12 protein-coding genes are annotated in these 27000 nt (G+C 64.6%); 8 read left to right on the top strand and 4 right to left on the bottom strand.

Going from position 1 to position 27000, the window contains the following annotated elements; all coding sequences use genetic code 11:
* Positions 1-157 precede the first annotated feature (157 nt).
* A complete protein-coding gene (locus NT151_01915; protein MCX6537683.1) occupies positions 158-4012 on the bottom strand; it encodes a TonB-dependent receptor in 3855 nt (1284 codons plus the stop codon).
* 246 nt (positions 4013-4258) lie between these two features.
* Positions 4259-5035, bottom strand: a complete 777-nt coding sequence (locus NT151_01910; protein ID MCX6537682.1) for a hypothetical protein — start codon at positions 5033-5035, stop codon at positions 4259-4261.
* Positions 5036-5351: 316 nt separating this feature from the next.
* On the opposite strand from NT151_01910, the gene NT151_01905 reads away from it, so the two are divergent.
* Positions 5352-6305, top strand: coding sequence for a diacylglycerol kinase family protein (locus NT151_01905; GenBank protein ID MCX6537681.1), 954 nt, complete (start codon positions 5352-5354; stop codon positions 6303-6305).
* Between the two features lie 196 nt (positions 6306-6501).
* Positions 6502-7572 (top strand): cytochrome-c peroxidase, encoded by a 1071-nt coding sequence (locus NT151_01900; GenBank protein MCX6537680.1) that lies wholly within the window; start codon positions 6502-6504, stop codon positions 7570-7572.
* 72 nt (positions 7573-7644) lie between these two features.
* Here the strand turns inward: NT151_01900 and NT151_01895 are convergent, their stop codons facing one another.
* The gene (locus tag NT151_01895; GenBank protein MCX6537679.1) at positions 7645-11163 is read right to left on the bottom strand and encodes a hypothetical protein; all 3519 of its coding nucleotides are present in this window, start codon (positions 11161-11163) and stop codon (positions 7645-7647) included.
* Between the two features lie 225 nt (positions 11164-11388).
* On the opposite strand from NT151_01895, the gene NT151_01890 reads away from it, so the two are divergent.
* A complete protein-coding gene (locus NT151_01890) occupies positions 11389-14325 on the top strand; it encodes a prolyl oligopeptidase family serine peptidase (protein ID MCX6537678.1) in 2937 nt (978 codons plus the stop codon).
* Positions 14326-14610: 285 nt separating this feature from the next.
* Here NT151_01890 and NT151_01885 read toward each other — a convergent pair whose 3' ends face one another.
* Positions 14611-15525, bottom strand: a complete 915-nt coding sequence (locus tag NT151_01885) for a cyanophycinase (GenBank protein ID MCX6537677.1) — start codon at positions 15523-15525, stop codon at positions 14611-14613.
* Positions 15526-15858: 333 nt separating this feature from the next.
* On the opposite strand from NT151_01885, the gene NT151_01880 reads away from it, so the two are divergent.
* The 5 genes from NT151_01880 to NT151_01860 all read left to right on the top strand — a co-directional run bounded on the left by NT151_01880 (position 15859) and on the right by NT151_01860 (position 26950).
* Positions 15859-19290, top strand: coding sequence for a PDZ domain-containing protein (locus NT151_01880; GenBank protein MCX6537676.1), 3432 nt, complete (start codon positions 15859-15861; stop codon positions 19288-19290).
* 108 nt (positions 19291-19398) lie between these two features.
* Positions 19399-22671: a hypothetical protein gene (locus NT151_01875; GenBank protein MCX6537675.1), complete on the top strand. Its 3273-nt coding sequence runs from the start codon at positions 19399-19401 to the stop codon at positions 22669-22671.
* A gap of 303 nt (positions 22672-22974) precedes the next feature.
* Positions 22975-23403 (top strand): response regulator, encoded by a 429-nt coding sequence (locus tag NT151_01870; protein MCX6537674.1) that lies wholly within the window; start codon positions 22975-22977, stop codon positions 23401-23403.
* A 114-nt stretch (positions 23404-23517) separates the two neighbouring features.
* Positions 23518-25953, top strand: coding sequence for a M20/M25/M40 family metallo-hydrolase (locus NT151_01865; protein MCX6537673.1), 2436 nt, complete (start codon positions 23518-23520; stop codon positions 25951-25953).
* A gap of 412 nt (positions 25954-26365) precedes the next feature.
* Positions 26366-26950 carry a Uma2 family endonuclease gene (locus NT151_01860; protein MCX6537672.1) on the top strand — a complete coding sequence of 195 codons (585 nt, stop codon included), beginning with the start codon at positions 26366-26368 and terminating at the stop codon, positions 26948-26950.
* The last annotated feature ends 50 nt before the right edge of the window (positions 26951-27000 follow it).

Below are 27000 nucleotides of genomic sequence, written 5' to 3'. Positions count from 1 at the left end.
AGGAAAAATGCAAAAGGCCTCCGGATCACCACGATCCGGAGGCCTTCTGTCAACTCACCCGCGCATCACCAGACACGGGGCCGGTCTGGCTGGTCGGGACGTCCCGCCGGAGGCCGCGAACGACTCTCCGGCGGTGTGAGGCGGCGATTCGACTCGCCTACCAGGAGAAGCGCCCCACGAACTGGGCCGTGCGCGACGTGTTGGTGCCGGTCAGCGACGTGACTTCAAAGCTCGCCGCCTGGTTGCCGAGGTAGTTGGTCGGCACGTAGTTGACCTTGTTGAAGAGGTTTAGAATCTCGGCGCGCAGCTCGACGTTCACGCGGCCCACCACGCGGATGCGCTTGGCGACGCTGAGGTCGCTTTGCGAGAACCACGGACCGCGCAAAGCGAGCGATCGCGTCGTTCCGGGGCACCCGCCGTAGCCGGCCCCGTTGTCGATTTCGATGCAATCCGGGCCGTTGGCCGGCGCGAAGTACTTGCCGCTCGGCGCCCCAAGCGTGCCGTAGCCCGTCGCCGTCGTGGCGCTCACGCTGAAGGCCTTGACGGTCTGGTCGATGATGTCCTGCGGGAGCATGTAGACCTTCTGGGTCGTCGGATCGATGCGGATCTTGAACAGGCTTTGCACTTCATCCGCCGTCAACCCGCCCATCAGGCGCACGTTGCCCAGGTCGACCAGATACCCGCTCTGCACGCGGGACGTCAAGCCGACCGACCACCCCCCGACGATTCGCTCGAGCAGGCCGCCGGCGTTGCCCAAAAAGCGCCGTCCCTGGCCGAAGGGCATGTCGTAGACAGCATTCAGCTTGAAGGAGTGATCCACGTCGCCGGTCGCGCCCACGCGGCGGACCATGAACACCGGCTGTCGCAGCGTCCTGAAGTTCGAGGTCCACCCCCGCCCGAAGGCATAGCTGGCCGCGAACTGCAGGCCGCCCGAATACCGTCTGCGCAGTTCGACCTGCAACCCGTTGAAGTCGGTGCTGACTTGGTTCGTCGTGAAGCTCGATCCGCCGACCGTTGTGGAACTCGTTCCGAGCAGGTCGGGGTTCATCACGAAGAAATTCCGCGGCAGACCGGCTGTCACACCGTTGGCCCGCGTCGTGGAATTCAGAACGAGCGCCTGGGCGACGGTGAACGGGTTCGGGTTGTACGTCGCCAGCGGGTTGACGTAGGTCGACGAGCTGAAGTTCGTCGAGGTATAGAGCGCCGCATTCGACGCATTGGCCTGTGAGACTCCCGCGAAGTACGCCAGCATGATCGGCAGCGGCGAGGTGCCGGTACCGGCGCCAAAGTACTTGAAGTTGGCGCCGCGGCCCGCCGCGATATTCGCCTGCAGGTTGGCCTGTGCCAATCTGAACTCGTTGAGGAAGCCGTTCTCGAAGATGTCGACCTCGTTGTAGCTGAGGTTGGCCCAGCCGAGTCGCGACCGGGTGCCGACGTAGCGGACCTCGACGGCCATGGTCTTGGTGATCGCCCGCGAGATGCCGAAGCTGTACGAATCGGCATAGGGCACCTTGATGTTCTGGTCGAATACCCTGATCTGGCCGGTAACATCTGTCGTCATCGGATAGACGGGTGCTGCCAGGACCGCCGGCGCACCGAGGCCGGACGGGTCGCGGAACAGCAGGGGTAGCGTGCCGAGATTGCCGAGCGACTGCGAACGGCTGGCGGGAATGGTGAGGCCAGGGTTTCCAGCGAATCGGCCCGTGAAGTCGTTCATCCCGCTTCGGCTGTACGCGCGGGAGGCTCCAACGCGGATCACGCTGTCTCCCTCGTTGCCGAACAGCGCCTTGAGCAGGCCCGAGCCTCCACCAATGGTCCAGGCGACACCGAGGCTGGGCGAGATGTTCTTGTACTGGGTCTGGTACCCCTTCGTGCCTGCCGTGTACTGATAGAACTGCGGCACCTTTCCGGACTGCACGTTCGGGTTGAACAGGTTGCAGTTCCCCGACGAGTCCATGCCAGAGATCCCGCAGAAGTCAGCCATCGTGGCGATCGAGTAGGCGTTGTTCATCGGGAAGAACGGGAACTGCAGGTCGTACCTCACTCCCAAGTTTGCCGTGAGATTCGGCTTCACACGCCAGGCATCCTGAACGTAGAAGCCCATCTCGTTCATCCGCGCCCGCTCGGTGCCCACGCCCATGTAGTCGTATTTGTCAGTGGCCTCGTTGATTCGGGCGTCGCCAGTGATCGCCGAGACGCGACCGGTCAACAGGGAATACAACTGGTTCGCCGCCGTCTGGTTGGTCGACGAGCCGCCGACCATGGCCGAGGTGATCATGTTCTCAGCCGGGTCGCCGGTCACCAGGCCGAAGTTCATGCTCGGCACCAGCGCCGACATCTTCTGCCAGTACGTGTACTGCGTGAACGACAGGCCCCCCGTAATGCTGTGCGATCCCTTGAGCCACGTCACCGTGTCCTCGATGGCCAGTTGCTTCGCATTGCGCGACTGCGGCGACGGCGCAGCGCTCGGGCCGGTCAGCCCCTGTCCGACCGTGCCGAGGTTCAGCTGGAAGCCGTTCTGGTTGGCGATGGTCGTGCCTTTCCACATCGAGGTCGTCAATTCGTCGAAGAACTTCACGGGCGCACTGCTCAGCCCGACGCGCACCTCGTTCATGAGGTTGTTGCGCAGCGTCGACTGAATCGAGTTGCTCAAACTCAGACGGATCGACGTCTGGCCGGCCGACACGGGGAACCCCGGCCAATTCGCGTCGCGGCTATTGAGGGTATCCGGGTAGTCGGTGAACTTCTGGTAATTGAACGAGCTGGTGAACCGGTGCCGGTTCGTGATGTTGTAGTCGACGCGGACCGTCGGGTACATCCGGTTCGATACGACGGGCACGTTGTAGGTGAATCGCTGCGTGTTCGTGTCGAGATCGGTGAGAGATCCGCCCGCCGTCGAACTTCGGATGTCAATCAGCAGTTGCTTGATGATCGGATCGACCGTGGAGACCTGTCCGTTGGCCGCCGCGAGCGCCAGCACATCGAGTTGCCCCCCCGCAAACGCGTAGATGCCCTGCTGCGCCTGGGTGTTCAGGAGCGTGCGGTTCCGCGTGACGTCGCTCGGTGACGTCGTCTTTTCCATGTTGAAGAAGAAGAAGGCCTTGTTGCGACCGTCGAACAGCCCCGGAATCATGATCGGGCCGCCCACGCGCCCGCCGTACTGATCACTCTTGAGCTTCGCCTTCGCCACCTTGTCGCGAATGTTGAACCACGTGTTCGCGATCATGCTGTCCTGGCGGCGGTACTCGTAGAGGCTCCCGGTGAACAGGTTCGAGCCCGATCTCGTGACGAACTTGATCTGCACCGCGCCCTGGGCCGAGTCCGCCCCCTGCCCCGCCGTCGTCACCGACACCTCCTCAACCGCGTCCAGCCGCGGAGCGACAATGGAGAAGAACCCATCGGTGCTTCGCAGCGTGTTGTCCTGGATGTTCACGCCGTCGAGCGTGATGTTGATCATCCCCTGAGGCAGGCCGTTGACCGTTGAACTCCGATTGCCGCCCGGCGTCGAGACGCCCGGCAGTAACGTGACGAAGTCCATCACGCTGCGCGTGGTGAGCGGCAATTGCGTAATCTGTTTAATGTTGACCGTCGACGAGATCGTCGTCGACTGCGTCTGGATGATCTCGGCGGTGGACTGCACCATCACGGTTTCTTCTATGCCGCCAACGGTCAGCGTGGCTTTCACGCTCGCCGGGGCTGTCGACGTCAGGACCACATCGTTGGTCACGAACGTCTTGAACCCGCTCAGGCTCACCGTCACCGTGTAGGTGCCGATGTTCAGGTTCGAAAACGTGAACACGCCTTCAGAGTTGGTCACCTTGGACTGGGTGACATTTGTGGCGTTGTGCTTGACGACGACGTCCGCACCGGGAATAACGCCACCGCCCGAGTCGACGACGACGCCGGAAATGGTGTTAGTCGTTCCGCCTTGCGCGAAGGCCGGGGCACTCGAGAGCAGAAGCACGGCGACCAGTGCGACTGCACCCAGGATCCGAGAGACGCGTGTTCTCATGGGGGCTTTCCTCCTCGATTTCCCCCTCGCGGGGGGGCAGAGACGTACAGATGACAAGCGGTGGGGTTAAGTATCCACGCCGATTCACAGGTGTCAAGGGAATTCAAGAAGGGAATTCAAGAAGGGTGTATTGCCCAATTTTGCAGGCGCAACCGGGGGCCAGAGGGGGCTGGCGAGGTTGCGCCAAGCGCCAGGCTCCACCTTCACGCCGCGACTGACGAGTCCACTCTTACCGGTGCAGGGTCCCTACTTGCCAATAGGCAGCCCCGGGCCCCACACCCGGCCGTGCAGGCTGTGACAGGAGGCGCACTCGCCCAGCACCTCGCTGTAGAGCGCCACTCGCGAGCCCATGTCTATCGTCTTCAGTGCCTTGTCGGCCTGCTCGTGGATCTTCTTCTCGTTGGCCACGATCTCCGTGGTGAGGCTCGAGTCCCTTGGCAGATCTGCTGCCGAGAGCGGCGCGGCTTTGAGCGCATCGACGCCCTTCTTCCAGAGCTCGTCAGATGGTCCAGCCAGTCCCTGATACATCAGGTCGACCGCCCATTGGTGCTCGAGCATGTGCGCGGCCGCGCCCTTGGTCCAGGTGGGTTTCGGCAGGTCGGGAAACGCAGGCTTGACCTTCGCGGCCACATGACAGCCGCCACAGTACGAGATCATCATCGTTGTCGCCGTCGCGGCGCCCTTGATGTCCTTGGCTCCGGCCACGTTGGCCGCGAACTTCTTCATGTCGGCCACATAGGAAGCGGTCTCGGCCGGGAACCCCGCCACCGCCTGATGGTCGGCCATCCATTTGGCCGGCACGGCCGCCGTCTCCAGATCACCCCGGATCACGGCCTGCTGGACGATGGTCACCTTGCCGAGCTGTTCGTGCATTTCCTTGGTCAGCTCGGTGATTGGTTTGGGTGGCGGGCCCGACGCCGGCGCCGGCTTTTCAGCGGGCGGCTGAGAACCGCCACACGCGAGCACCGCAATGAGAGGGAGAAGGAGAAGAGCGATGATCAGGGGCCGTGAGCGTCGCGACATAAGGCAACCTCCACGGGGACCGGCCCCATTGTTCCCCCGTGGGCGGCGGGCGTCAAGCGACGGCTCCGCATGGAGCAGGTCTTTGTCACCCCGGCGAAAGCCGGGGTCCAGTCGTGAATTCCCGCGTTCGCGGGAATGACGGGCTGAGTTCGCTGGCCATCTGGCGCACGCCGCGCTGGCCGAGCTATGCCCTTCGATTCATGAATTCGGCAACGAATTCACTCACTCAGGACATCGTGCTGAGCGAGCATGTTTGATCGGATCGCCTTACAAGAAAACGCAACCGTACTTGCGAGTCGAAGCACTATGCTGTGCCGTGACTTCACCCCCGGCAAATCCCGCCAACGGGCTTTCTCTGCACACCGATGACCGCATAGTGGTGCTGGTCAATCCCGCCGCACGCTCGACACATGACCGCGCGGCGATCGCAGATGTCGCGCACACGCTGGAGCAACGCTATCGCGTCGAGATTGTCGCGCCATCGAGTGTCGAAGGACTACACGCGGCCGCGAAAGCCGCCGCTGCGTCCTGCGAAGCGGTGATCGTCGCCGGGGGTGATGGCACTCTGCACCGGGTGATCAACGCCATCGAGGGGTCGGCCGTGCCGATTGGTCTGCTGCCGCTTGGAACGGGCAACGACTTCGCGCGCGCGCTGCATCTACCAGTCGCTCCGGCCGGCGCAGCCGCCCGGATCCTCGACGGACAGATTCGCACGGTTGACCTGATCGCCGTCAACCATCGCCTCTTCTGCACCGTCGGCGTGCTTGGTCTGGCAGCCGAAGCCACCCTAGCGTTCGACCGACTGCTCCGGCCGGGGTCCTGGACCAGGCCCGTCATGCGTGCGCTCGGCGGATGGTCCTATCGGATCGCCGGTCTGAACGCGCTTCTCAGTCGTGGTTCGCGCCTGGAGCGCGTGGCCGTCGAAACCTTAGATCACGCATCAGAGCCCCGGTCGATCTACGGCGCGTTTGTCACCAACACCACGCTGCTGGGCGGCGGGATGGACGTGCCAATCGACTCCGACATGGCCGATGGCCAGCTCGAGATCGCCTGCATCGAAGCGATGTCTCGTGCACGCCTCCATTGGGCCTTCCTGTGCCTCGCGAATGGATGGCGCGTGCCGGACGGTGTGCTGCGCGTCGTGCGCACCGACCGCGCGGTCATCACCTGCGAGCATCGTCTGCCGTTTGCGGCCGACGGCGAACTGGTCTGCGAGGAGAACCGCTTCGAGGTCGCCGTCCGCCCCGGCGCGCTCCGCGTGATCGCCTGACGAACCATCTTTCAACCCGTCCTCGATTGAGGACAGCACCAAGAGGTGTCGGGTGGGGATGTTGCAAAAACTGCAACAAGTGACCGGAAAACGACCCTGGAAAATGAGACTGAAATGAGAAAATGGGTCTGACCCAATTTTCTCGGGGCCTGGCCCCATGTTGATGGACGGTATTGTCCCCCTACGGAGGAACACGATGCGTAGATCAATACGGACCACGATAGTGCTGTTGCCTGTGCTGGCGGCCATGACTGTCGCTTGCACGAAGGAGGCCCCGCCACCTTCGGCCCGGCCTCAGGCCATCATCGAACCGGCCATGCTGAAGGCGTTCCCGCCGCTGCCCGACGCGATGCCCGCGTTGCAGGGGGTTGCGTCGAACGACCAGGTGCGGCTGGGGCGCATGTTGTTCTTCGAGCCGCGCCTGTCAAAGAACCAGAAGATCTCCTGCAATACCTGCCACGATCTGGCGAAGTACGGCGTGGACGGCGAGCCGACGTCGAATGGCCACAAGGGACAGAAAGGCGATCGCAACTCGCCGACGGTGTACAACGCGGCGGCTCACTTCGTACAATTCTGGGACGGCCGCGCCGCCGATGTCGAAGCGCAGGCCAAGGGACCGGTGCTGAACCCGGTCGAAATGGCGATGCCCGCCGAGGCGAACGTCGTCGCCGTGCTCGAGTCGATGCCGGAATACGTCGATGCGTTCACACGCGCATTCCCCAACGACAAGAAGCCCGTCACCTACGACAACATGGCGAAAGCGATTGGCGCATTCGAGCGGAAGTTGAAGACGCCATCGCGGTGGGACGCGCTGCTGAAGGGCGATCAGAACGCGTTGACGCCTGAAGAAAAGATCGGTTTCCGTACGTTTGTGGATTCCGGTTGCTCAGGATGCCACACGGGTGCACTGCTTGGGGGCACGACGTACCAGCGGATGGGCGTCGTGAAGGCGTTTACGCGATCGACCGACCCGGGGCGCATGAAGGTGACGCACGCCGAGTTGGATCGCGCCATGTTCAAGGTCCCGTCGCTGCGGAATGTCGAGAAGACCGGGCCGTACTTCCACGACGGTAAGACCGCGAGCCTCCCGCAGGCCATCCGCGAGATGGGGGAGTATCAGTTGGGGACGACCCTGAGCGACCAGCAGGTCAAGGAGATCACGGATTTCCTGAAGGCGCTCACCGGGACGATCGATCCCGAGTACATCAAGCCGCCCGTGCTGCCGAAGAGCACCGCGAGAACACCGAAGGCGATTGAAGAGAACTGACGACGGCGGGAAACGCTGAGACCGACAGGCGGCGGGACCCGAATGCCCCGCCGCCTGCCATGTACAGGTGGGTTACTTCTTCGCCGGCGCCGGTATCTTGATGGGCTCCGGCACGTCGAGCTTCAGTTTGTAGGTCGCCAGCGTCTTGCTGAGCGTGGCCGCTTTGGCAATCAGCGCATTGACCTCGGCCATCGTCTTCGGGAACTGCACCTTGGATTCGGTATAGGCCTTCTGCGCCGCATCGTTGAGGGGCATCGTCGCCATCAGCGCGTTTTTGGCCTGCGTGATGCGCGCCACCAGGCTTGGCGTCGGCGTCACGGCTGCTGCGCCGCCTCCTCCGCCACCACCGCCACCGCGTCCGCCACCCGCGGCGAATTTTGGCATGAGCGCCGTCAGATCCTTATTGAACGCCTCGAATGAGGCCTTGACGTCGGCCGGCACGTCGGTGCGGCCGGCGATCTCTTTCGCCAACTCTCCGGCGCGCGTGCTGAGCGGCCGGAGCGCAGTGCTCGCGTCGTTGGCGACGCGCTGGAGTTCGTGCATCTCCATTGCCATATCGAACATCTTCTTGCGCTCGATCACCGACACGGCGACTTCTGGATCCGACGTCACCTTCAACGGCTTGCTTTCGACGGTCTTGCCGTCAACCACCAGCGCCACGGTGTACGTGCCGGCAGGCACGAACGGGCCTGGGTTGCCGCCTCCCCCCCCGAATCCGCCGCCACCGCCCCGGCCGCCCGAGCTGCAGCCTGCGCCGAAGGGGTTCTGCACAGCCGCGCCGCCAGCGCCGCCCTGGCCACCACCGCCGCCGCCACCACCCCGGCCGCCACGGCCACCCGCATCAGCCGCCGTCGCCGGGAGCGGCTGCACGCGCAGATCCCAGCACGCCGCCTGCATGCCCGGCTTGTTGCTGTTGGCGAGGACCTGCCCGGAGATTTCACGCACGTCCTTGCCGGCCGCATCCGTGATCTTCAACTTCACGTCGCCGGCCTGCTTCTTGAGGAACCAGGAGATGACCGCCGCCGGCGGCGGGTTCTCGCCAAAGAACGTTTGATCGCCCCAGAACTCATAGTTGCGATCACTGGCCGGCCGCCGGTACATTGAGAACGGCGGCGGTGTGAACAGCTTGGCGTCGGCTGCCGCGGCCTGTGCCGCCGCCAACTCCTGGATAGGCTCGAGATGATCGAGAATCCAGATCGCCCGCCCGTGCGTCGCAATCAGCATCGCGTTGTCGCGCGGGTGCAGCGTAATCTCGTCAACCCGCACGGTGGGAAAATTCGACCTGATGCGCATCCAGCTTTTCGCGCGATCGATCGACACGAACAAACCGGTCTCCGTGCCGAGATACAGCACGTCCGGGTTCTTCAAATCTTCGGTCAGCGTCCGCGCCACTTCGCCTTTCAGGTTGGCGTTCGCCGACCGCCACGTTTGTCCGGCGTCGTTGCTCGCGTAGATGTACGTCTCGAAGTCGTTCTGGCGGTGGCCGTCAAACGTCGCGTAGACCGTGTTCTCGTCGAACCGCGACGGTGCGACCTTCGACACGTAGATGCCCTTGGGCAGGCCAGGCACCTTGTCGATGACCTGCGCCCACGCCTTGCCGGCATCCTTCGTGACAGCGAGCCGCCCGTCGTCGGTGCCCACGTAGAGCAGGCCCGCCTTCTTCGGCGACTCCGCGAACGTGGTGATCGTCGGCCATGCCACGATGCCGTCGTTTCTCGAAATCGTAATCTCGCTGCCCTTCACGCCCATCGTCACGATGTCGTCACGGCTCGCGCCGCTGGTCAGATCGGGGCTGATGGCGGTGAAGGTGAGGCCCTTGTCGTTCGAGCGCCACACCCTGTTGGCCGGCGCGTAGACGACCTTCGGGTCGTGGGGCGACAACGTGACCGGCGTGTCCCACTGCCAGCGCAGCGGGGGCTCGCCTGGCGCGGCCTGCGGCCGAATCTGCATCGACTCGAATGTCACCCGATCGATGCGCACGATGTTGCCATCCTGCGACTCGCTGTAAATCACGCGCGGGTCGGTCGGGTCCTGCAGCACGACGAAGCCGTCGCCGCCCTGGACCGTGGCCCAGTGATGATTGGCGATGCCGGCGTTGCCGCGCACGGCGCTCGGTCCGCACCAGTCGTAGTTGTCCTGCATGCCGCCGCACACGTTGTACGGGATCGCCATGTCGAAGCTCACGTGATAGAAGAGCCCGACGGGCAGGTTCGGCAGGAAATTCCATGTCTTCGACGCGTCGTACGACACGGCCAGGCCGCCGTCGTTGCCAATCAGGACGTGACTGGAATTCAAGGGATCGATCCAGATCGCGTGATGATCCGAGTGGATGCGCGACGCGGCGGCCGTGTTGACGGTCTTTCCGCCGTCGGTCGACAAATGCAGGTCGACGCCACCGAGGAACAGCACGTCGGGATCGTTCGGGTCGATGCGGACCTGGCTGAAGTACATCGGCCGCGGGTTGACGTTATTGACCTTGCGCCACGTCGCCCCGCTGTCATCCGAGCGGTAGAGGCCGGTCGCCGTGGCGGTGTTGACGCCCGTGGCCATGCCGCGTCCGCCGCCACCGCCTCCAGCCTGCGGGCCGGGACCTTCCTCGCCGGCTTGCCCCGCCGTAGCCGCAGGCGAAGGCGGGCCACCCGCCGCGCCAGGCGGCGCCCCGGCGGGAGTGCCAGCCTGCGCTCCGGTACCACCCCCACCACCGGCTCCGCGTCCACCGCCCGCCGGCGAGGGGCCCTCGATCAGGGCATAGAGGATGTTGGGCCGGCGTCGGTAGACATCAAGCGCGATGCGTCCCAATGCGCCCTCGGGCAAGCCGCCCTTCGCCTTTGTCCAGGTCTCTCCGCCATCAGTCGACTTGAAGAGGCCACTGCCCGGGCCACCGCCGTTCATGCAGCACGCCGTGCGGCGACGCTGATACATCGACGCGTACAGGATCCTGCTGTTGGCCGCGTCCATTGCCAGGTCGTTCGCGCCGGTGTCGTCGTCGACCTTCAGCACCTGCTTCCACGTCTTGCCGGCGTCCGTCGTCTTGTACACGCCGCGCTCGCCACCCGGGCCCCACAAGCTTCCGGTGGCCGCCACAAACACGGTGTTGTTATCGCGCGGATCGATGAGGATGCGGTTGATGTGCCGCGACGTGCGCAGCCCCATGTTGACCCACGTCTTCCCGCCGTCGGTCGACCTGTAGACGCCGTCACCCCACGAGCCGCTCTGGCGATTGTTCGATTCGCCGGTACCGACCCAGACCAGGTCCGGGTTGCTCTGAGACACGGTGACATCGCCAATCGACATCAGGCCCTGATCCTGGAACTGGGCTTCGAACGTCGTGCCGTTGTTGGTGGTCTTCCACACGCCGCCATGCGACGCGCCCACGTAGTAGATTGCGGGGTTGGCCTCGTAGACGGCGACATCGGCGATGCGGCCGGACATCGACGCGGGGCCGATGGCACGGAAATGGAGCGTGTCGAACGGCGAGCCTGCCGGCTTGGCCGGCGCCGCCTGCTGGCCGGCGCCAGCCAGCGTCTGGCCGGCAATGGCCAGGATAAGGGCAATCACCGCGCCGAGACCAATCACTCGTAAGCGTTTCATCACAGGTAGCCTCCAGAACATCAGGGGTGAGACGGCCGATTATAGGCCAGTCCGGGCGCGTTTGGCGCGGGCAAGTCCGAACACCTGTTCGGTCTCACATGAGTCCCTTGCCCTCGACACGGGAAGGCCCGGGGGTGTATCTTGCCACGTCTCGCCACGACCCGGGCCTGCCGGGATCAGTGTCGCGACCGCTTGACACACACAGAACCACGCCACGGAGGCATCATGTCGACACGCGGGCCAATCGGCTCAGGCCACCTCGCGAAGCGCTTCGCACTGGCCGTTTCCCTCATCCTCGTTCTCACGGTTTTCCAGCTGCCGATGTTCGCGCAGGCGACCACGACAGCGCCACCGCAGAAACCGGCGGTCGCCGCGCCGCCAACGGCGCAGAAGCCGGTCGTCATACCGACGCAGCCTGCAGGACAGAAACCGGTTACCGCAACTCCGCAAGCCGCTCCGAAGGCGCCCGAAAAGGCGCCGGAGCCGCCAAAGAAGCCGCTCAGCTGGGCGGACCAGATCCTCTCGCAGGAATCCTACGCGACGCCGCCGCCCGAATTGGCGCCGGCCGTGCTCGCGCCGCGCTGGCAGAATGTGACGCTCGGCAACGCGAGCCAGGACAAGAAGTGGTTCCTCAGCCAGATCGGCGACGGCCCGGTGCCGATGTCCACGTTTTCGAAGCCGTTCCATGAACTCGGGGGCGTCTTCATCGACTTCAAGGCCAATCGCGTGCGCTCGCTGACCATCAGCAACAACGTTGGCATCCAGATCACGTCGGCGGCCGACGGCACGAAGAAGGCGATCCAGACCCCGCCCAACGCGCGCGTGTCGAACGCCGTGTGGTCGCCAGATGGGAAGAGCATCGCGTACTACGTCCATACCGACGATGCCACGCACATCTGGATCACCGATGTCGCGACCAACAAGGCACGGCAGGTGACGACCACACCCGTGCTGGCGACGCTCGTGTCGAGCTTCGAGTTCACTGACGACAGCAAGCAGATTGCCACCGTCCTCATTCCGGATGGACGCAAGCCCATGCCCGTGCCTCCGGTGGCGCCGAGCGGTCCTGAAGTGAAGGTCAGCGAAGGGACCGACAAGAACCGGCTGCGGACGTTCCCGAGCCTGATGTCCACGCCGTACGAGTTTGCGCTGCTCGAATGGCATACCACCGGACAGCTCGTGTGGATCGACGTGCAGACCCCGGTGGCGCCTGCTGCGAAGGGCAAACCCGCGGCAGCAAAGAATGTGAAGAAGATCGGTCAGCCGGCGATGATCCGCGCGATCGATGCCTCACCGGATGGCAAGTTCTTGCGCGTCACGACCATGACCAGGCCGTTCTCGTACATCGTGCCGGTGGGTAACTTCGGCCAGGTCGAGGAAGTCTGGGATGTCGAAGGTAAGGGGCTGGCGAAGGTGACCGACAGGCCGCTGGACCTCGGCACGCAGGACGCGACCGCACCGGATCCGTCGGAGCCGCCGACCGGTCGTGGCAGCCAGCAGGGCAAGCGTGAGCTGGCGTGGCGCGCCGATAGTCAGGGCCTCACCTACCTCGAGCAGGAGCCGGCACCAGCCGGTGCGGGCGGATCAGGACGAGCCGGCGGCGGTCGCGCGGGACGAGGCGGCGCGGGTGCCGGCGGCGATCAGGCTGGAGGGGCAGGACGAGGTCAGGCGCTGCAGCGCAAGGATCGCCTGTATCAGTGGGCGCCGCCGTTCGCCGAGAAGGGCGCCAAGGTTATCTTCGAGAACAACACGCGCATGAATGGCGTGCGGTACTCACCGGACATGCAGACGATCTTCTTCCGGGAGACAGCCGGGCAAAACACCGTCGAAGTCGCCGTCGCCTTGAAGGAGCCGGAGCAGCGCTATACGCTCGCGCGCTTCAGGACCGATGAGCCGGCAGCCAACCCCGGCACACTCGTGTCGACGCGCGGCGGCGGCGGTGGCGGCGGCCGTGGCGGTGGTGGTGGTGGTGGCGGCCGCGGTGGAGCCGGCGGCGGCTCCGGTCCCGTGATGATGTCGGCCGACAACACGAGTGTCTACTACCAGGGCACCACCTACGACAAGAACCCCGATCAGGTCGGGCCCAAGACCTTCATCGACAAGGTCGCGATCAAGAACGGCGAGAAGAAACGGCTGTTCGAGGGCGACAACAAGGACGCGTTCGAGAGCGTCACGACCGTGATTGACCCGGAGGCCGGCCGCTTTGTCGTGGAACGCCAGAGTCCCACGCAGGTGCCGCAGTTCTTCCTCGTCGACGGCGCCGCGCGCAAGCAACTCACCGAGAACAAGGACCTGTTCCCGGACCTGACCAGTGCACCGAAGCAGCGCGTAATGGTCGAGCGCGCCGACGGCGTCAAGTTCGCCGTCAGCGTCATGCTGCCGCCCGACTGGAAGCCGGGCGGCCCGAAGCCGCCGGCCATCTTCTGGCTGTACCCGCGCGAGTTCACCGACCAGGACGCGATCGACAGACCGGATCGGACCTTCAACAAGAACGCGTTCCAGAACTTCAACGCCCGGTCGATGCAGTTCTTCGTGCGGATGGGCTACGCCGTCGTGGTCGACTCGCCGGGAGCGCTGCCCATTGTCGGGCCGGCCAACCAGCAGAACAACAACTACGTGAACGACCTGCGGAACAGTCTGTCAGCGATGATCGACGAGCTCGATCGCCGCGGGCTGGTGGACCGCACGCGCCTGGCGATTGGCGGCCACAGCTACGGCGCGTTTACGACCGTCAACGCGATGGTGCACACGCCGTTCTTCAAGGCGGGCATCGCGGGCGACGGCGCCTACAACCGCACGCTGACACCGATCGGGTTCCAGAGCGAGCGCCGCGACCTCTGGGAGGCTCCGAATGTCTACCTCGGCATGTCGCCGTTCCTGTACGCGAACAACCTGACCGGCGCCCTGCTCATGTATCACAACCTCCATGACCAGAACGTCGGCACCGACCCCACCAACTCGATCCGGCTGCACCACGCGCTGAACGGACTCGGCAAGACGTCGTCGCTGTATCTCTATCCGTTTGAGGATCACGGGCCGGTGGCGCGTGAGACGCTGCTCGACTTGTGGGCCCGCTGGTCCGCGTGGCTCGACAAGTATGTGAAGAATCCGGTGAAGGTGGAGAAGAAGCCCGCGCCGGCGGAGCCGATCGAAAAGCAGTAGTAAGAAGATGGATTCGTAGGGGCGGGCCCCTGTGCCCGCCCCTCGGTTTGTACGCGTTCCTCGGCTTCTCGAATCCGCCAGCGGTACCTGGTCCAGCCCGCGGGGCGACGGTTCCTTCGCGTCCCCGCTCACACAAGCCGGCAAAACGCACCTTGCCGGGACGGGTCGCCGACCTGACGGTCGCGCTATTCGCGCTACCTGTCCTGGCCCTATCGGTGCGTTTTGCAGACTTCGCTGTCGGCTTGGTTCGAGGGGCCGCTTCGGAAGCCGTCCTCCCGCGGGACCCTAGAATCCCCCAGGCGCACCCCCGCGTGCTGGCGCCGCGCCCGTCCCAAGCTTCACGATCTTTCGCGTCTTCATGTTGTAGACGTCGCCCACCGACAGCACGTAGTACGGCTTCTCCCACGGCTGATACAGGCGCGTGTTGTCGTGGATGGCCACCTTCCACTTGCCTGCCACCTCGAACGTGTCGCCAGTGACGATGATCGCGGTCCCTTCCGAGAGGCCGATCCCGAGCAGGTTCGGCATCTTCTGGATCACCTGGATGAGGTCGTCCCACCGGATACGCGTGTTGATGTGCTGGTCGATCGCGGATTTGCGCAGGAAGGCGAACCCGTGTTCGTGCTCCTTTTCCGGCGTCATCATGATCTGCGCACCGGCCACGGCGCCGCGCACCAGGTAGTCGCCCTGGATCGTCGCGCCGGCCGAACTGCCCCCGATCACGCCACCGCGCTCGAGGACCTTGTGGAATTCCTTGTATGTCAGCGTGTTCATGTAGGAGTCGACGATGTTCCATTGGCGGCCGCCATCAAACCACACCGCGTTGGCCGTCCGCAGGATCTTCGCGAACTCCTCGGTGTCGGCCACCTTGGGATCGTGGGTGTGGAGCATCTTGACGTTCTTCACGCCACGCTTGAGCCAGCCGGCGACGACCTGTTCTTCCTTGTATTCCCTGATCGTGCCGTCCGGGTTCTTGTTGCCGCCGGCGGTGGGCACGATGACAAACGAGCCGTTGGGGCCACCGGCGAGCTGGATGAACTTCTCGTAGATGCCGGTGCCCTCCAGAGATCCGCCGCCGACAATGACCAGCGTGCCTTTGGGTGGGCCGTATTCGGGCGCGTCCTGGCCGCTGATGCGGCCGGTATAACTGGCGGCCAGAACGAGTGCGGCCGCGATCACCATCACGAATCGTCTGCGCATAATGTCCTCCGAATAGCCCGGGCCAGCCTCGCGTGTCTCGTTGCGCCGGGTCGTTAATCCTCGCTCGTGTCCGCGCATCCTACCGTACCCGCACACGCGGGGCGTTCAGTGGGTAACAACGGGAGTTGTCGCTTGATCGGACACCGTTCCCCCTGGGATCGGTTCGTGCAAACGTAGAGCCGGCCCCCCGTGGCCGCCCTGCCACGCGCCGGTGGGGCAACCACGGGGGTTGCCCCTACGATTGTACGCATGGCGACATGCCCGGGCTGATGTAGGATAGCCCGGGTCGCGGGCATGAGCCGCGGGCAATCTCGAACCACAAAGGAGAGGGCGATGCGTCAGCTTCGAGCGGTGCTTGGTGTCCTGTCTCTCGTCGCCGTGGTGGTGCTGGCTGCCGCACCCGACAACGAGTCTACGCGTCTGCTGCGCTCGCCCACGGTCAGCGCGACGCAGATTGCCTTTGCCTATGCCAACAACATCTGGGTGGTCAAGCGCGCCGGCGGTTCGGCGCGCCGCCTCACGAGCTTCCAGGGCCAGACCAGCAATCCCCATTTCTCGCCCGACGGTAAGTGGATCGCGTTCAGCGCCGACTACGCCGGCAACACGGACGCGTACGTGGTGCCTGCGGCGGGCGGCGAACCACGCCGGCTCACGTGGCATCCGGGCGCTGATCAGGTCCAGGGCTGGACGCCGGACGGTAAGTCCGTGGTCTTCGCCTCGTCTCGGGCGACGTGGTCGCCGAGCGGCGCGCCGCGTTTCTGGACGGTGCCGGCCGAGGGCGGCGTCGAGGAACCGATGGCGCTGCCGAGAGCCTACCAGGGGAAGATCTCCGCCGACGGCGCGCGCATCGCCTACCGGATGAACAACTCGTGGGACGAGGAGCGCCGGAACTACCGCGGTGGGCAGAACCGGCCGATCTGGATCGTTGATCTCAAGACCTACGACCTGATCTCGCCGCCGTGGACCGACTCGAAGGACGTCGATCCGTGCTGGGTGGGCGACACGGTATTCTTCATTTCCGATCGTGACGGCGTCGCCAACGTGTGGTCGTTCGAGACGAAGGCGAAGAAACTGGCGCAGGTCACGAAGTTCACGGACTTCGACGTGAAGGCGATGGACTCCGGCGCTGGTGCGGTGGTCTTCGAGCAGGCGGGCAACATCCACGAACTCGACCCCAAGAGCGGGCGCGATCACATCGTCAATATCCGCGCGGCCGGCGATTTCCCGTGGATGATGCCGAAATGGGAAGACGTCACGAGCCGCATGACCAACATCAGCCTCTCGCCGACCGGAAAGCGCGTCGTCGTCGAAGCGCGGGGTGAGATCTTCACGATCCCGGCAGAGAAAGGCGATGTCCGCAACCTGACGCATGCGAGCGGTTCGGCCGGACGCGATCCGGCCTGGTCGCCCGACGGCAAGTTCGTGTCGTACTTCAGTGACAAGTCGGGTGAGTACAAGCTCGTCATCGAGACGCAGGACGGCCTGACGCCGCCCCGCGAGATCGCGCTCCAGAACCCGACGCACTACTACACGCCGTCGTGGTCGCCCGATTCGAAGAAGATCATGTTCACCGACACCAATCTCAAGGTGTGGGTGCTGGACGTGGCGACGGGGCAGGCCAAGGTGGTGGGAGCCGATCCGTGGATGGTGCCTCAACGCACGCTCAATCCCACGTGGAGCCCCGACTCCAAGTGGGTGGCGTACTCGAGCCGGTTGCGGTCGCTCTACCACGCCATCTTCGTGAGCAATATCGAGACGGGCGAGAGCAAGCAGGTGACCGATGGACTGGCCGACGCAATGTTCCCGGTGTGGGATGCGGGCGGCAAGTACCTGTGGTTCTTCGCGTCGACCGACTTCGCGCTGCGATCGCAGTGGCTCGACATGACGTCGTACGACCATGAGGCGAACTTCGGTCTCTACTTTGCCGTGCTGAAGAAAGGCGACCCGAGCCCGTTGCTGCCCGAGAGCGACGAAGACAAGGGCGTGGGCAGTGCGCCGGCGCCCGGTGATCCGTCGACAGGCCCAGGCCGCGGAGGTCGCGGTGGTTCGTCGACAGGCACAGGGCAGGCGGCGAGTGCTGAAGCTGGCGGAGCAGGCGGCGATCAGCCTGCGCCGGCAGCACGCGGTCCGCGCACGCCAGTGATCGTCGAGATTGATTTTGCCGGCGTGCAGCAGCGCATCATCTCGGTTCCCGGCGTTCCAGAGCGGCCGTACACGCTGCTGCGGCCAGGCGTAGCCGGTACGGTGTTCTATCTCGAACCTCCAGCGGCCGCTGGCGGCGGAGGGCGAGGCGGTGGAGGTGGTGCCACGCTGCAGCGCTATCGCCTGAGTGATCGCAAGGCTGCGCTGTTTGTCACTGGTGTTGCCACGTACGACGTCAGCGCGGACGGCCGCAAACTCGTGTATCGCAGCGCCGGTGGCGGTGGTGGTGGCCGAGGCACGGCGGCAGGGGGCGGCAGTGGCCCCAGCCTGTATCTGGTCGATGCCGACCGCACGCCTCCGCAGCCCGGACAGGGTCGTCTGGAGGCGACGCTCCGGATGTTCCTGGAGCCGAAAGAGGAGTTCAAGCAGATCTTCAACGAAGGCTGGCGCAACCAGCGCGACTACCTCTACGTGCCCAACCTGCACGGCACCGACTGGCCGAAGATGAAGCAGATGTACGGCGCACTCTTGCCGTACGCGATGCACCGCGCCGACCTGAACTACCTGCTCGACAACATGGGATCCGAGATCGCCATCGGGCATTCGTACGTGCGCGGCGGCGACATGCCAGAAGTGCCGCCCGTCTATGGTGGCCTGCTCGGCGCCGATTTCGCCATCGACAGCCAGCGCTACAAGATCACCAGGATTTACGACAACGAGAACTGGAATCCCGACCTGCGCGCGCCGCTGGCGTCACCAGGCGTGGACGTGTCGGTGGGCGACTATGTGCTCGCGATCAACGGCGTCGAACTGAAGGCGCCCGACAGCATCTACCGCCTGCTCGATGGCACGGCCAACCGGCAGACGGTACTCACCATCAACGCGAAGCCCGTCATGGAGGGCTCGCGGCAGGTAACGGTCGTTCCGGTCGCCAATGAACAGGGGCTGCGGACGCGGGCCTTTGTCGAATCGAACCGGCGTCTGGTCGACAAGCTTTCCGATGGGCAGTTGGCGTATGTCTACGTGCCGAATACCGGTCAGCCCGGCTACGCGAGCTTCAACCGCTACTACTTCGCGCAGCAGGAGAAGAAGGGCGCGATCATCGACGAGCGATTCAACGGCGGCGGATCGGCGGCCGACTACATCATCGACGTCCTCCAGCGTGATTTCGACGGCTACTTCAACAACGTGGCGGGCGACCGCTATCCGTTCACCAGTCCCGCGGCCGGCATCTGGGGGCCGAAGGTGATGATCATCAACGAGATGGCCGGCTCGGGCGGCGACCTGATGCCGTACATGTTCCGGTACCGCAAGATCGGCGTGCTGGTTGGCAAACGCACGTGGGGAGGCCTCGTGCACACGGCCGACACGCCGACCTTCATCGACGGCGGATCGATGATTGCCCCGCGCGGCGGGTTCTTCTCGCGCGACAACAAGTGGGCCGTCGAAAACGAGGGCGTCGGGCCGGATGTCGACGTCGAGAACTGGCCGAAGGACGTGATTGCGGGCAAAGATCCGCAACTCGAGCGCGCAGTGCAGGAAGCGCTGCGCATGCTCAAGGCGAAGCCGGTCGATCGCGCCATCAAGGAGCCGCCCCCGCCGACGTGGGGCAAGAGGAAATAGGTGACATCAAAGACGGTCTCATCACCTGCGCACGGCGGCCCAATTTCGCCGCAAGAACGGGTGATGAAACCGGTTGTCGGCAGATAGGGAAACCCGGAGGATACAGGCATGCACTCGAAAGCCACAACGGCCATGAGGCTCGCGATTGGCGCGACGCTCGCTGTTCTGTTCGCCATTGCGCTCAACGCTCAGGGCAGAGGCGGGGGCCCGGCCCCCGACCCGACCATCGAACCTCTGCGGTTCCGCTACATGGGGCCCGCAAGTTCCGGCCGCATTTCGGCCGTCGCCGGCATTCCCGGCGACACGAAGACCTACTACGCGGGCGCGGCCTCGGGCGGCGTCTGGAAAACCACCGACGGCGGTCAGTCGTTCGAGCCGATCTTCGATGGCCAGCCCGTCCAGGCGATTGGCGCGCTCGCCGTCTCCCGCTCAAACCACGACATCGTCTTGGCAGGCACCGGTGAGGCGTGGGCGATTCGCGACGCCGACATCATGGGCGACGGCATCTACAAATCGACCGATGCCGGCAAGACCTGGTCGAATGTCGGCCTCAAGGACACCGGCCGCATCGGACGTATTCTCATCCACCCGACCAATCCCGACATCGTGTTTGCGTGCGCGCTCGGCCGCGCCACCGGACCGCAGGAGGAACGCGGCGTGTTCCGCACGACCGACGGCGGCAAGACGTGGCAGCGTGTGCTGTTTGTGAACGCCGACACGGGATGCTCGGGCCTCAGCATGGATCCGAAGGACCCGAATCTGCTGCTCGCCGGCACGTGGGAAGTGGTGATGCACACGTGGGCGATGTTCAGCGGCGGACCCGGCAGCGCGGTCTACCGATCGAAGGACGGCGGCACGACCTGGCAGAAACTCACGTCGCCCGGCCTCCCGATCTCACCGGTCGGCAAGATCGACGTCGCGATTGCGCCGTCGAACGCGAAGCGCATGTTCGCCCTCATCCAAACGCCCAACCAGGGATCACTCTGGCGCTCGGATGACGGCGGCGACTTGTGGAAAGTCGTCAGTTGGGATCGCCGGCTCATCGGCCGCGCGGGCTACTACATTCGCGTCGAGGTCAATCCGCAAAACGAAAACGAGGTGCTCATCGCCAACAGCAGCTTCCACCGCTCAACCGATGGCGGCTTGACGTTCCCGCCAGGCGGCGGTGGTGGTGGTGGCGGCGGCGGGTGCGGCGATTGCCACGACATCTGGATCGATCCCACCAACGGCGACCACTGGGTGGCGACCGGCGATGGCGGCATGGGTATCACGCGCGACCATGCGAAGTCGTTCTTCAGCGTCGTGTTGCCAATCGGCCAGATGTACCACGTGGCGGTTGATGACCAGGTGCCGTACTGGCTCTACAGCAATCGGCAGGACGATGGGACGATGAGAGGGCCGAGCATGTCACCGGTGCCCGTCACTAATGTGCCGTCGTATTCGGCGGCGCAGGCTGGACGTGGCCCTTCGACAAGCTCAGGGCAAGCGGCTGGTGGGGGAGGTGGAGGCGGACGCGGCGGTGGCGGCGTGGCCTGGCAGCCGAACATCGGCGGCTGCGAGTCGGGATTCACGATCCCGCTGCCGGGCAACCCCGACATCATCTGGGCCACCTGTTACGGCAACGAGGTGACCAGGTTCGACAACCGTCTTGGCACTGCACGATCGGTGGCGCCGTGGATCCACACGCTCGATTCGGAGCCGAACAAGGCGAAGTATCGCTGCCACTGGACACCGCCGCTGGCATTTGATCCGTTCGAGAAGGAGACCGTGTACTACGGCTGCCAGGTCATCTTCAAGACGAGCGATCAGGGGCAGACGTGGAGCGTCATCAGCCCGGATCTGTCCACGCAGGATCCGACGCGCATCGTGTCGTCGGGCGGCATCATCGGCGACAACCTCGGCCAGTTTTACGGCGAAGTCGTGTTCGCGATCGCGCCCTCGAAAAACCAGAAGGGCCTCATCTGGGCCGGCACCAACGACGGCCAGGTCTGGTACACGCGTGATGGGGGCGGCGCATGGACGAACGTGTCGAAAAACATCGCGGGCCTGCCGGTGTGGGGAACGGTTCGGAAGATCGAGCCGTCGCGCTTTGACGCGGCGACGGCGTACGTCGCGGTCGATCTCCACCTGATGGACAATCGCGAACCGTTCATCTACAAGACCACCGACTTCGGGAAGACGTGGACGAAGATCAGCGACGCGCTCCCGAAGATGCACCCGCTCGCCTATGTCCTGTCGTTTGCGGAGAACCCGAATCGCAAGGGGATGCTGTTCGCGGGAACCGGCCACGCGTTCTACTACTCCATGGACGATGGGAAGACGTGGACCGCGCTCAACGAGGGGTTGCCTGCGGCGCCGGTCAGCTGGATTGACGTGCAGCCGCAGGCGCACGATGTGGCCATCTCCACCTATGGCCGCGGCCTGTTCCTGCTGCGCGACATCACGCGTCTCGAACAGCAGGATCAGGGTGTCGACAAGGCGCCGGCGTTCCTGTATCAGCCACGCGTCGCGTCTCGGCTGGCGCGGGGCGGAAGCGCGGAGTTCCTCTACTCGCTCAAAGCCGCGTCAATCGATCGCATCAAGTTCGAGATCGTCGATGCGAACGGCACCGTCATTCGCAAGCTGGATGGATCCGGCCGTGTCGGGCTCAACCGCGTCGCGTGGGATCTGCGGTACGACGGCCCAGCGCAGGTGGAGCTGCGCACGATTCCGCCAGACAACCCGCACATCTGGGAGGAGGCACGCTTCAAGGGACGTGACACGCGACCCATCGTGCACTGGGGAATTCAGGGGCCGCAGCGGCAGGGGCCCATCGCGGCGCCCGGACGCTATCTGGTGCGCATGACGGTGGGAGACCAGGTGTATCCGCGGTCGTTCGACGTCTTCAAGGATCCGAAACTGCCGGCACCACTGACCGACCTGGTGGAGTCGACCACGGCGCAAATCCGGATTCGCAACGACATCAACAGGACCGTCGCGATCATCAACAAGATCGAAGTGATGCGGAAGCAAATCGAGGATCTGCTGAAGGCCAACGCTGGCAGGAAGGCCGCTCTGCAGGCCCTGCGCGCCCTCGATCAAAAGATGATGGCGATCGAGCTGCAGTTGCTGTCGCGCACCGAGATGCACAGCGACGACAAGTGGTACGTCGAGGCCTACAAGGTGTATCTGAACCTCGTGTGGCTCGGCGGCATGGTGGGCGGCGGCGCCAGCGATGTGCAGGGCGGAGCCGATCATCGGCCGACCGACGCGTCGCTCGAAGCGCTCGCCTGGATGGAGAAGGACCTGGCGGCAGCCGAACGCGACTACGCCACGCTGATGGAGAAGGACCTGCCGGCGTTCAACAAGGCGAACGCGGGGAAGGGGCTGGCAATCAAGTAGCGGAGTGTACGACAGGGGCACGCAGCGCGCGTGCCCCTGCCGTGTTCCCTGGGATCGCCACGCTCCAGCGTGGCGGGAATGCGGGCCGGGCTGTCCGCCTCCGCGCGCAGCGCTACGGCGAGACCTCGACGAAGCTCAACGAGCGAAGTCGGGGAGCCCGGCGCTCCCAGGAATTTGCTCGCGACACGGCCCTCCCGAATCCCGCCACTCCGCGCCCCCGCTGGCGACTTCGGCCTGAATTTGGCATACTTCAAGGCCTGTGAGTCCAGTGTCCACTTTGAGTCGGCCGCGAGCGTGGTGCGCATGACGACCGGTAGCCATTCCGTTGCCCAAGGGCCTGAGCCGGTGAAGCCCCGCGTGCTGCTGGTCGACGACGAGTCGCTGATTACTAGCCTGATCCAGCGTAGCCTTCGCCGGTCGTGGGACATCACCTGCGCATCGAGCGCGATGGCGGCGCTCGATCTGATTCGAACCCAGCCATTCGACGCCATCGTCTGCGACCTGATGATGCCAGTGATGACCGGCATGGAATTCGCCGAGAAGCTTGCCGGTCTGAATCCGTTGCTGCGGGCTCGCACGCTATTTCTCACCGGTGGCGCGGCGACGCCGGAGGCCGAGGCGTTTCTCGCGCGTTCTGACGTCCGCCACATGACAAAACCGCTGCGAATGGCGGACCTCGACGCCAGGCTTCTGGCGCTTTTGGCACAAGGCCCCGCCGCGTCACGGCCCTAAACAAACCACCCTCCTGCGTCGTAGGTATCAGACAAGGGGACGTGTGCCCCCGCTGCCTTTCGCCCCCAGGCAATCCGCGTCCGTCATTTCAGCCCCCGCTGAGAGGATTTCCGCATGCGCCGAAGCACTGTTCTGTCGTTCGCGCTGGCCGTATGCCTGGCCATCGTCGTCTCTGTGCGGACGACCGCCGAGCCGACGAAGATCAAGGTCGACGGCAAGATCATCAAGGGCTACATTACGTTTCTTGCGGCCGACGAGCAACAGGGCCGTCGCACGCTGACGCCCGGTTACGAAAAGATGGCCGAGTGGGCGGCGGGCAAGTTCAAGGAATGGGGCCTCAAGCCGGCGGGCGAGAACGGCACCTACTTCCAGAAGGTGACCATTACCGGCGCGCGTTCAACGCTGGTGTGGACCACGGGCGTGCCGAGCCTGATTATCAGCAGCCGCGCCTTCCAGCTCCGCGAGGGCGACTTCACGGTCAGCCCGCTGTCGACGCCGGGCGCCCTGGTGAACGCCGATGTCGTGTTCGTGGGGTATGGCATCTCGGCGCCGGCCAAGGGCCTTGACGAGTACGCAGGCATCGACGTCAAAGGCAAGATTGTCGTCGCGTTGAAGGGTTCGCCCGCCGCGGCTCCGGCCGTGCGTATCCAGTTTGCGCCGCCCGGCGCGGCGCCGGCGGCGGCTGATGCGAAGGACGAATTTGTCGACGAGTCGGTTGATCAGAAGAAGGCGATGACGGCCTACGAGAAGGGCGCGGCTGGCATCATGCTCTACGATCCACCGGCACCGGCTGCGGGATTCCCCGGAGCCGCCGCGGCCAGACCGGCTGGCGGTGGAGGCAGGGGCGGTGCCGTCGGCGCGTCGCCATTCAAGACCTCGTTCGTCTACGTGACAAATATTGAAAAGAGCGTATTCGACTCGATCATGTGGACCGATCCGCAGGAGTCGGCCAACGCGTACGGCCGCCGAATCGGCCTCTACCGGCAGGACATCAAGAACAAGAAGACCCACTCGATCCGAACCGGCAAGACGGCCCAGCTCAAGGGCTACGCATCGGTGTCGCTCTACGGCGAGGCGTTCAAGAACAACTTCTCCCGCAACGTCGTCGCGAAGATCGACGGCACCGATCCGACGTTGAAAACCCAGTACGTCGTCCTTGGCGGTCATCTTGATCACAATGGGGTCCGCGACGGCATCGTGTACAACGGCGCGGACGACAACGCGTCCGGATCCGCGGTGGTGCTCGAGGTGGCGCGCCTGATGGCTGTCAACAAGGTGCAGCCGAAGCGGACGATCATCTTCGGCTTGTGGTGCGGCGAGGAACAGGGGTTGCTGGGCTCCAACTACTGGGCCGAGAACCCGACCGACGGCGTGAAGATGGACACCGTCGTCACCAACTTCAACATGGATATGGTCGGCCTCGGCGATCGCATCGGCGCGCCGGGCGCGCTGAACTTCCCGTCGATCTTCAAGGTGATCATGAAGGACCAGGATCCGGCAATCGCGAAAATCGTGGACGCGAGCGAAGCCGGTGCCGGTGGCAGCGACTACTCGGCGTTCATCTCGCGCGGCATCGAAGCGCTGGCGTTGATGACGAGCGGCCGCGGTGGCCATCCCGACTACCACGACTCCACCGATGACCCGTCGAAGATCGAGGCGGACATTCTGGGGTCGACCGGGCAGTTTGTTCTGCAGGGCGCGTTGAACGTGGCGAACGAAACCGAGGTCAACCTGATCGTCTCCGATCGCCTCGACCAGTACAACGCGCAGCGATTCGTCGTGCCCGACGTTGCAGGAGAGGGCGGGGGCGGACGAGGCGGCTGGTCGTTCGTGCGAGTGTCCACCAACGGCGAACTGATGACGGCGATGACGCAGCGCATCAGGGAGATGCAGGCCGCCGGAGCCACAGCGGCCGGCGGTCGTGGCGGCCGGGGCGGTGGTGGCGGCGCGAGGTACAGCACCGGCGTCCGCGGTCCTGGCGTCTTCCAGGGCAGCATCCAGACGATGGAAGCCGCGGCGGCGCTGCTGAACTTCGGTCGTATCGACGTCGCCGGGCCTGACGGCACGTGGTTTGGCGAGAAGCTGTCGGCCGACGGCAAGGCGGCATTAAAGGCGATGGAGGCCGCCAACATTGTGGTCAACCTCGTGCGCCCGCAAGCCAGTCTTCTCGGCGATGTGCTCGACAACGCCCAGAAGCCGGTCATGGTGACCGAGCCTGGCGCGATGGATACCGCGTTTGCAGAGAAGTTCAAGGCGAAGAAGGCACTGGCCATCGTCGTGTGCGACCCGGCGGATATTGACGGGTGCGTCAAGAAGCTCGGAGCGTCGGCGGCAGTCGTCGGAAAGAACAACCTGATGCTATCGATGGGCGCCCACAAGGATCGCGCCCAAATCACGCGCACGCTTTACATGTCGTTGCTCAAGGCGAAGTGGACCCGAGATGAGATCAACGCCATGGTGGGCGTCGCCGCCGCCGGATCGGCCGGCGCGCCCGGTCAGAGCAATCTGAGCCGCTTCTCGCCGGCGCCAGCCGGAAGGGGCGGTCAGTAGCTGAACGGGCAACCACGGGAGGTTGCCCCCGCGCCTTCAAGACCGGATTCCGCAGGGGCGGCCGCCCGTGGCCGCCCATGCCGACAGTGATTGAGACGGGTCAGGCATTGTTCGTCGTTCTTGTTTGTTCTGGTGGAGCCCGGGGTCTTCAGACCCCGGGTTGTCCGTCGAGACCGGTGAATTCTGGCGACCCTTCCCTGACCGACTGCGACGCGACGTTGTCCGTCATCAACTGACGGATTTCTTGTTTCACGTTTGAGAAGCCAGACTCTCGCAGAATCTGCAATTCGCGTCGACGGCGCGACGTGCAGATTCTGCCATCCGCCTTCGCTACCCCTGCGAAACGCACCGATTTCCGCACACTGGGATGGCTCCGTCTCGGGCACGTGACGTGCATTGGCGACGATGTACAATGCAACCCGTGCCTCGCGTTCCGCCGTTCGATCGCCCTGCCACGTATGACGATCTCGTTCAACTGGCCGACAACCTTGTGGCCGAGATCGTCAATGGCGAACTGCACGCATCACCCAGGCCAACACCTCCCCACGCGGTGGCCGCTTCTGGTCTTGGCGCGCTCGTCAGCGTGCCGTACCACTACGGGAAGGGCGGACCCGGTGGGTGGTGGATTCTGGACGAGCCTGAGCTCCACCTCGGCCCAGACGTCCTGGTGCCGGACGTCGCGGGCTGGCGTCGCAGCCGGATGGCTCAGCCGCCCAAGACTGCCTACTTCCCGCTGGCCCCAGACTGGATCTGCGAGGTTGTGTCGCCGAAGACCGCTGCGCTCGACAGGGTCAGGAAGCTGACGATCTATGCTCGGGAGTCAATCCCGCATGCCTGGCTGATCGATCCGATTGGCCGATCGCTCGAAGTCCTGCGCCTCGAATCCGGCCGCTGGACCATCGTCTCGACCCACATGTGCGACGAGGTGGTGCGAGCGGAGCCGTTCGTTGAGCTCGATCTGGAGCTCAGCTCGCTGTGGGCGGACATAGCGGAGTAGTATCGGGATTAGCTCCTTCGATTCATGAGTTCGGCGACGAACTCATTCCC

The sequence above is a fragment of the Acidobacteriota bacterium genome, assembly GCA_026393675.1.
Lineage (GTDB): Bacteria > Acidobacteriota > Vicinamibacteria > Vicinamibacterales > JAKQTR01 > JBAXOX01.
The sequence above is the reverse complement of the archived record's forward strand: the minus strand, read 5'-3'. Positions and strand labels throughout refer to the sequence as shown.

Bases quoted from the DNA above. Each gene is read 5' to 3' on its own strand.
- NT151_01915 (MCX6537683.1), bottom strand. From the start codon at position 4,012: ATGAGAACACGCGTCTCTCGGATCCTGGGTGCAGTCGCACTGGTCGCC.
- NT151_01910 (MCX6537682.1), bottom strand. From the start codon at position 5,035: ATGTCGCGACGCTCACGGCCCCTGATCATCGCTCTTCTCCTTCTCCCT.
- NT151_01900 (MCX6537680.1), top strand. From the start codon at position 6,502: ATGCGTAGATCAATACGGACCACGATAGTGCTGTTGCCTGTGCTGGCG.
- NT151_01895 (MCX6537679.1), bottom strand. From the start codon at position 11,163: ATGAAACGCTTACGAGTGATTGGTCTCGGCGCGGTGATTGCCCTTATC.
- NT151_01890 (MCX6537678.1), top strand. From the start codon at position 11,389: ATGTCGACACGCGGGCCAATCGGCTCAGGCCACCTCGCGAAGCGCTTC.
- NT151_01885 (MCX6537677.1), bottom strand. From the start codon at position 15,525: ATGCGCAGACGATTCGTGATGGTGATCGCGGCCGCACTCGTTCTGGCC.
- NT151_01880 (MCX6537676.1), top strand. From the start codon at position 15,859: ATGCGTCAGCTTCGAGCGGTGCTTGGTGTCCTGTCTCTCGTCGCCGTG.
- NT151_01875 (MCX6537675.1), top strand. From the start codon at position 19,399: ATGCACTCGAAAGCCACAACGGCCATGAGGCTCGCGATTGGCGCGACG.
- NT151_01870 (MCX6537674.1), top strand. From the start codon at position 22,975: ATGACGACCGGTAGCCATTCCGTTGCCCAAGGGCCTGAGCCGGTGAAG.
- NT151_01865 (MCX6537673.1), top strand. From the start codon at position 23,518: ATGCGCCGAAGCACTGTTCTGTCGTTCGCGCTGGCCGTATGCCTGGCC.
- NT151_01860 (MCX6537672.1), top strand. From the start codon at position 26,366: ATGCAACCCGTGCCTCGCGTTCCGCCGTTCGATCGCCCTGCCACGTAT.